Origin of the sequence: uncultured Abyssibacter sp., assembly GCF_964000955.1 — a bacterium.
In the GTDB taxonomy this organism is placed as follows: Bacteria; Pseudomonadota; Gammaproteobacteria; order Nevskiales; family OUC007; genus Abyssibacter.
The window spans coordinates 1-4,537 of the sequence record NZ_CAXFCL010000300.1 but is presented as its reverse complement, the minus strand read 5'-3'; the positions used below and the strand labels follow the sequence as shown (position 1 = coordinate 4,537).

General features: G+C 66.1%; 4 protein-coding genes and 1 pseudogene. 1 reads left to right on the top strand and 4 read right to left on the bottom strand.

Annotation, left to right across the window (positions count from 1 at the left end; translation table 11 throughout):
- Together ABNS06_RS14360 and ABNS06_RS14355 are read right to left on the bottom strand one after the other, a co-directional pair.
- Positions 1-343, bottom strand: a pseudogene (locus ABNS06_RS14360) (NAD(P)(+) transhydrogenase (Re/Si-specific) subunit alpha); the annotation flags it as partial.
- 119 nt (positions 344-462) lie between these two features.
- Complete coding sequence (locus ABNS06_RS14355; RefSeq protein WP_348675282.1) at positions 463-1,218, bottom strand: hypothetical protein; 756 nt, start codon at positions 1,216-1,218, stop codon at positions 463-465.
- A gap of 11 nt (positions 1,219-1,229) precedes the next feature.
- Between ABNS06_RS14355 and ABNS06_RS14350 the strand changes: the two genes are divergently transcribed.
- Positions 1,230-2,180 carry a 5'-3' exonuclease H3TH domain-containing protein gene (locus tag ABNS06_RS14350; protein WP_348675281.1) on the top strand — a complete coding sequence of 317 codons (951 nt, stop codon included), beginning with the start codon at positions 1,230-1,232 and terminating at the stop codon, positions 2,178-2,180.
- Positions 2,181-2,192: 12 nt separating this feature from the next.
- On the opposite strand, the gene ABNS06_RS14345 is transcribed toward ABNS06_RS14350, so the two are convergent.
- Together ABNS06_RS14345 and ABNS06_RS14340 are read right to left on the bottom strand one after the other, a co-directional pair.
- Entirely contained in the window at positions 2,193-3,323 is a 1,131-nt protein-coding gene (locus tag ABNS06_RS14345) for an SPOR domain-containing protein (protein ID WP_348675280.1), read from the bottom strand.
- A 149-nt stretch (positions 3,324-3,472) separates the two neighbouring features.
- On the bottom strand, positions 3,473-4,537 hold a 1,065-nt coding region (locus ABNS06_RS14340; protein ID WP_348675279.1), incomplete at its 5' end, for a diguanylate cyclase.

Sequence of the window (4,537 nt, the reverse complement as noted above, 5' to 3'; positions counted from 1 at the left end):
TCACCTTGGCCTCGGCCAGGGCCTTGACGACATCCGGGTTGCGATGCGTGTAAATGAAGCTGGCCAGAATCGACCCGGCCTTCATGTTCTTGATGTCGGCGACATCAGGCGGGGCCACATGCAAAATGACATCGGCGGATTTCAGGGCCGTGGCCTTCGCCTTGACGATCTTGGCGCCCTTGTCCTTGAACGCGGTATCGGGAATCCGGCTTCCCGCACCGGCGCCGGCCTGCACGGACAATTCCGTGCCCAGCTTGACGACGCGATCGACCACGGCCGGAGCCATGGCGACGCGTTTCTCCCCGCTCGCGGACTCCTTGGGTACAAACAGCTTCACAGTCATGTGAAAGCGCTCCTCGGATCAAACAAATTGAATGTCGGGCAAGACCGGTCGATCCCCGTACTCAGGTGAATCGGTCCGGCATTTCCCTTGTTATGTCGTCAATCCCGACGCGACCGCCCCTACTTCAGGTCGCTCGGGTCTCGCTCGGCGTATCCGCTCGGGAGCGCAAACACGCTGGACCGCAGTTCGGGGTGCTTGACCCCGGTGAGCCGCTGGTTGCGCTTGCGTTCGCCTCCCTGGCTGTCAATCAGCACCGGGACTCCTGGCAACTTGTCGGCACGAGGGGCGGCGCTGCCTGCAAACCCGGTCGCCTCGCTCAGCTTGGCGAGCAGGGCATACATGGCCTGTACCGTCTCGTATTCCTCATCCGACATGCCCAGATCATCCGGGGCCGCGACGCAAAGGGTTTCCTTCGCGCCACGCTGCTCGACGACATAGTTCTCGCACTTCACACCGGCCACGGACTGCGAGGAGCCAGTCGCCTGTGGTTCCGGGGGTGCGGTTTTTTTCAGTGTTCGTCCGCCGGTCATGCGCTGCATCATCTGCTCCGCCATGGCGCGCTGCTCGGGTGGCAGCTTGGCCATCTCGGCTTCCCATTCGGCACGGGCGGCATCCATCTGGCCCCCGAGCTTGCGAATCCCGGCTTCGTCGACACGGGTGTAGCTCCGATCCGTCGGGCTGATGATGAACAGCGTGTCCTCATCCGCCTTGTAGAGCATCCACTCGCCGGACTCGCCACCGTCGATACGCACGGCGCCGTCCACGAGTTGCACCGTCGAGGCCGCGCCGGCATCCGTGGTGTCGAAAGACAGCACGGTATCGGCATGAACCGTCGGTGCTACGCTCGCGGCGCAGAGGAGCATCAGGGCGCGCATCGGGACTCCATATGAAGCAGGCAAATCAAACCGTCAAAACGATGGACCGGCGAGTCTACTTGATCGATGCGTCGGTTTACATCTTCCGGGCGTGGTTCTCGCTGCCCGATTCCATGACCGATTCTGTCGGCCGACCGATCAACGCGTTGACGGGATTTTCCGACATGCTCGCCCGGCTGATCCGCGCCCGATCGCCGCGACGAATCGCCGTCGCCTTCGATGAAAGCCTGACCAGCTCGTTCCGCAATCGCATCGATCCGGCGTACAAGGCGAACCGCGAATCGGCGCCGGAGGAGCTCAAGCACCAGTTCCGAATGGCGCGTCAGCTCTGCGATGCCGTGGGTCTCTACAACCTCGCCTGCGAGGAATTCGAGGCCGACGACTACATCGGCACGCTGGTGCTCATCGCCCGTGCACATGACACGCCGGCGATCATCGTCAGCCCGGACAAGGATCTCGCCCAGCTGCTTGGCCCGGAGGACGCGATCTGGGATTTCGCCAAGGACGACTGGCTGGATGACGCTGCCATCACCGCCAAGTTTGGTGTCAGCCCCGAGCAAATGCTGGATTACCAGGCGCTCGTCGGCGACACCGTCGACAACATCCCGGGCATCGCCGGCATCGGGCCGAAAGCGGCCGTGGCGCTGCTGTCGGCATTCGGTTCGCTGGACGCGATCTACGCCGACCTCGACGCGGTCCTGAGCCTGCCGGTGCGGGGGGCGCGACGGCTGCATCGCCTGCTGGACGAGCAGCGGGACGTGGCCGAACGTTCGCGAGAACTCGCCCGCATCGTCACATCGATTCCGCTGGACGACGCCTGGGCGCAATTGCAGTGGCGCCGGCCCACGGCGTCCGACGCAACCGACGCCCTGACGGACACCGGCCTGGGCCGCGGCGCGATGACACGCCTGCTGGAGGCCTGCCAACCGGACCTGAACCCTCGTTCCGGCAGCAGTCCCTAGCGCAGGTTCGGCCTAGCGCTTGTCACGGTAGACCCAGGGGTCGTTGACTCCCAGATCATCTCGCATGCGATCGGCCGCCGCCTTCGCGGCCGCGACCGAATCGAAACCGGGAACGACGAGCCGATACCAGAGCCGGCCCTTCACGGTAGCCTCCACGATCTCGACCGGAAACTCGGTCTCGCCGTAACGCTCACGGGTGCGAATGGCGTCCTGCTCATCGATGAACGAGGCCAGGCTGATCGTCCAGGGGCCGCGACGCGGGGTTGTCACCGTCGCAGCGGGAACCGGCGCCGGCGCCACCACGGGTGCGGATTCGGGTTTCGGGGCCGCCGGTTTCGGCAATGGCTTCGGCGGGCTCGGCTTGCTCACCGGCTTGCTCACCGGCTTGGCATCAGGCTGCTGCCGGGCAGCGGGTGGCGGGGACGGGCGCGCCGCCACCGGCTCGACCCGGGACGATGCCACCTCCGTCGGCTCTGGCTTCGGCTCGGAGAAGCGAATCGACCCCGCGTCGCGGAAGGCGAGAATTCGGTCGGCATCAATCCCGTCAACCGACAGGAACGCCGTCGTCGCACCGGACTGACCACACCAGGGCGGCTGCATCAGATGTCTGGCGGCAGCGCCGCCGTCGGCCAGCGTCAGTTCCAGCTTGCCCGCACGCACGCAGGCGCTGACCCGCTCATCGCTCCGCTGCAACAGGAACTCCCCCGGGTGAACCGTCACCTGCTGCGCGCCCAGTTCCAGTGAAAACGGCCACGCCGCGCCGAAACCCGGACGCGCCCAGTTCACCCGAAGAAAACCGCGCTGCAATTCCAGTTCCGTCGCCAGATCCAGCGCGAACGAGGAGTCCGGAATCCTCCGCAACACCAGTGCCGAGCCGCCCGCCAGTTCCATCCGTCCGTAACGGCCGACCTCGACCACGGCACGACCGTCCGGACCGGTCCGGATCATGTCTCCGCTGCGGATATCCTCGAGCGCCTGCGCCGCGCGGGACTCGCCGCCGCGGACCCGCTGCACATCACCCTCGACCTCCACCAGATCGAAACCGCCCGCCAGGGCCGGACGGGCGACCAGGCTCAGCAGCCCGCAACAGGCCAGCACCAGAATGCGCCGGCCATCTGCCACCGTCGGATAACGCAATCGCATGAAAACCCCGGGACTCGTCCGGTCGCGAAAATTCGGCGCTCATTGTGCCCTGCAAAACACGCGGCGTCGCCCGTGCGCGGCGCCCCCGACCCGTGTCATGAACCCGCGCTCCGGCGCAGGCCGCGATCTCGCCCGCTAGTGCTCGCGAGTCACCCGTCGGCGGCGCCCTGACTCTCGCGGCCGCTCGAAGCACCCGTCACCACCGGTGCCGGCACACAGCGATCACGGCCCTCGGATTTGGCGCGGTAAAGGGCCTTGTCCGCCATCGCGATCAGATTGCGAACCGTGCCGCCGGCCTGGGGGCGCATGGCGGCCACGCCGACGCTGATGGTCACCAGACCGTCCTCGCCGCTGGCATGGATGATCTTCAGCCGCCGGATCGACTGGACCAGGCGATCGCCGAAAGTCTCCGCGCCGCTGATGTCGGTGCGCGGCAGCAGCAGGCAGAACTCCTCGCCCCCGTAGCGGGCGGCCAGATCGCTGGCCCGATACGTGGCGCGCTTCAGTTCGGCCGCGACCTTCTTGAGTGCCTGATCACCCGCCTGGTGGCCGTAGGTGTCATTGAACGACTTGAAGTGATCGATATCGATCAGCGCGATCGCAAGCCATTCCCCGGATCGCCGGGTCTCCTCCCAGAACAGGTTCAGGCGCTCATCCAGCAAGCGCCGGTTGCCCAGACCCGTCAAGCCGTCCTGGCGGATCAGTTGCTCCAGCGCCATGTTGGCCTCATGCAGCTCCAGGGTTCGCGCCTTGATGATCTGCTCGCGGTCATCCATTTCCTGCTGCAGCAACTCGCGCGCACCGGATTCACGGGCCAGCGCCTCCCGGGTTTGCGCATGGGAATCCGCCAGCCGATGGATCAGGGATTGCAGGCTGCCGGCCAGCGCATGCACTTCAACGGCGGCGCCGGACGGAATGTCGGGCAGGCGCTCGGGATGCTCAAGGTCGGCCTGGGTCATCGCCTCCGAAATCCGGGCAACGGGCTGCGAAACACGTCGCGCCAGTTGTCGAGCCAGCCTCCAGGCGATCAGCGACACCGCAACCAGCAGTATCAACGCCGCGAGCAGCGAGTCGACACCGTATTCGAGCAGGGTCTGGACGCGAGTGGCGACACCCATGGTCCAGCCCAGCGTCAAAGGCGTGAAGACACCCAGCCAACGGTCCGCGGAGTCATCCAGCACGAAGACATCGCCAGCCGCCGCGGCAAACCCGTT

Excerpts from the sequence above, each read along its gene's own strand:
- ABNS06_RS14350 (WP_348675281.1), top strand. The coding sequence starts at position 1,230 with ATGAAGCAGGCAAATCAAACCGTCAAAACGATGGACCGGCGAGTCTAC.
- ABNS06_RS14355 (WP_348675282.1), bottom strand. The coding sequence starts at position 1,218 with ATGCGCGCCCTGATGCTCCTCTGCGCCGCGAGCGTAGCACCGACGGTT.
- ABNS06_RS14345 (WP_348675280.1), bottom strand. The coding sequence starts at position 3,323 with ATGCGATTGCGTTATCCGACGGTGGCAGATGGCCGGCGCATTCTGGTG.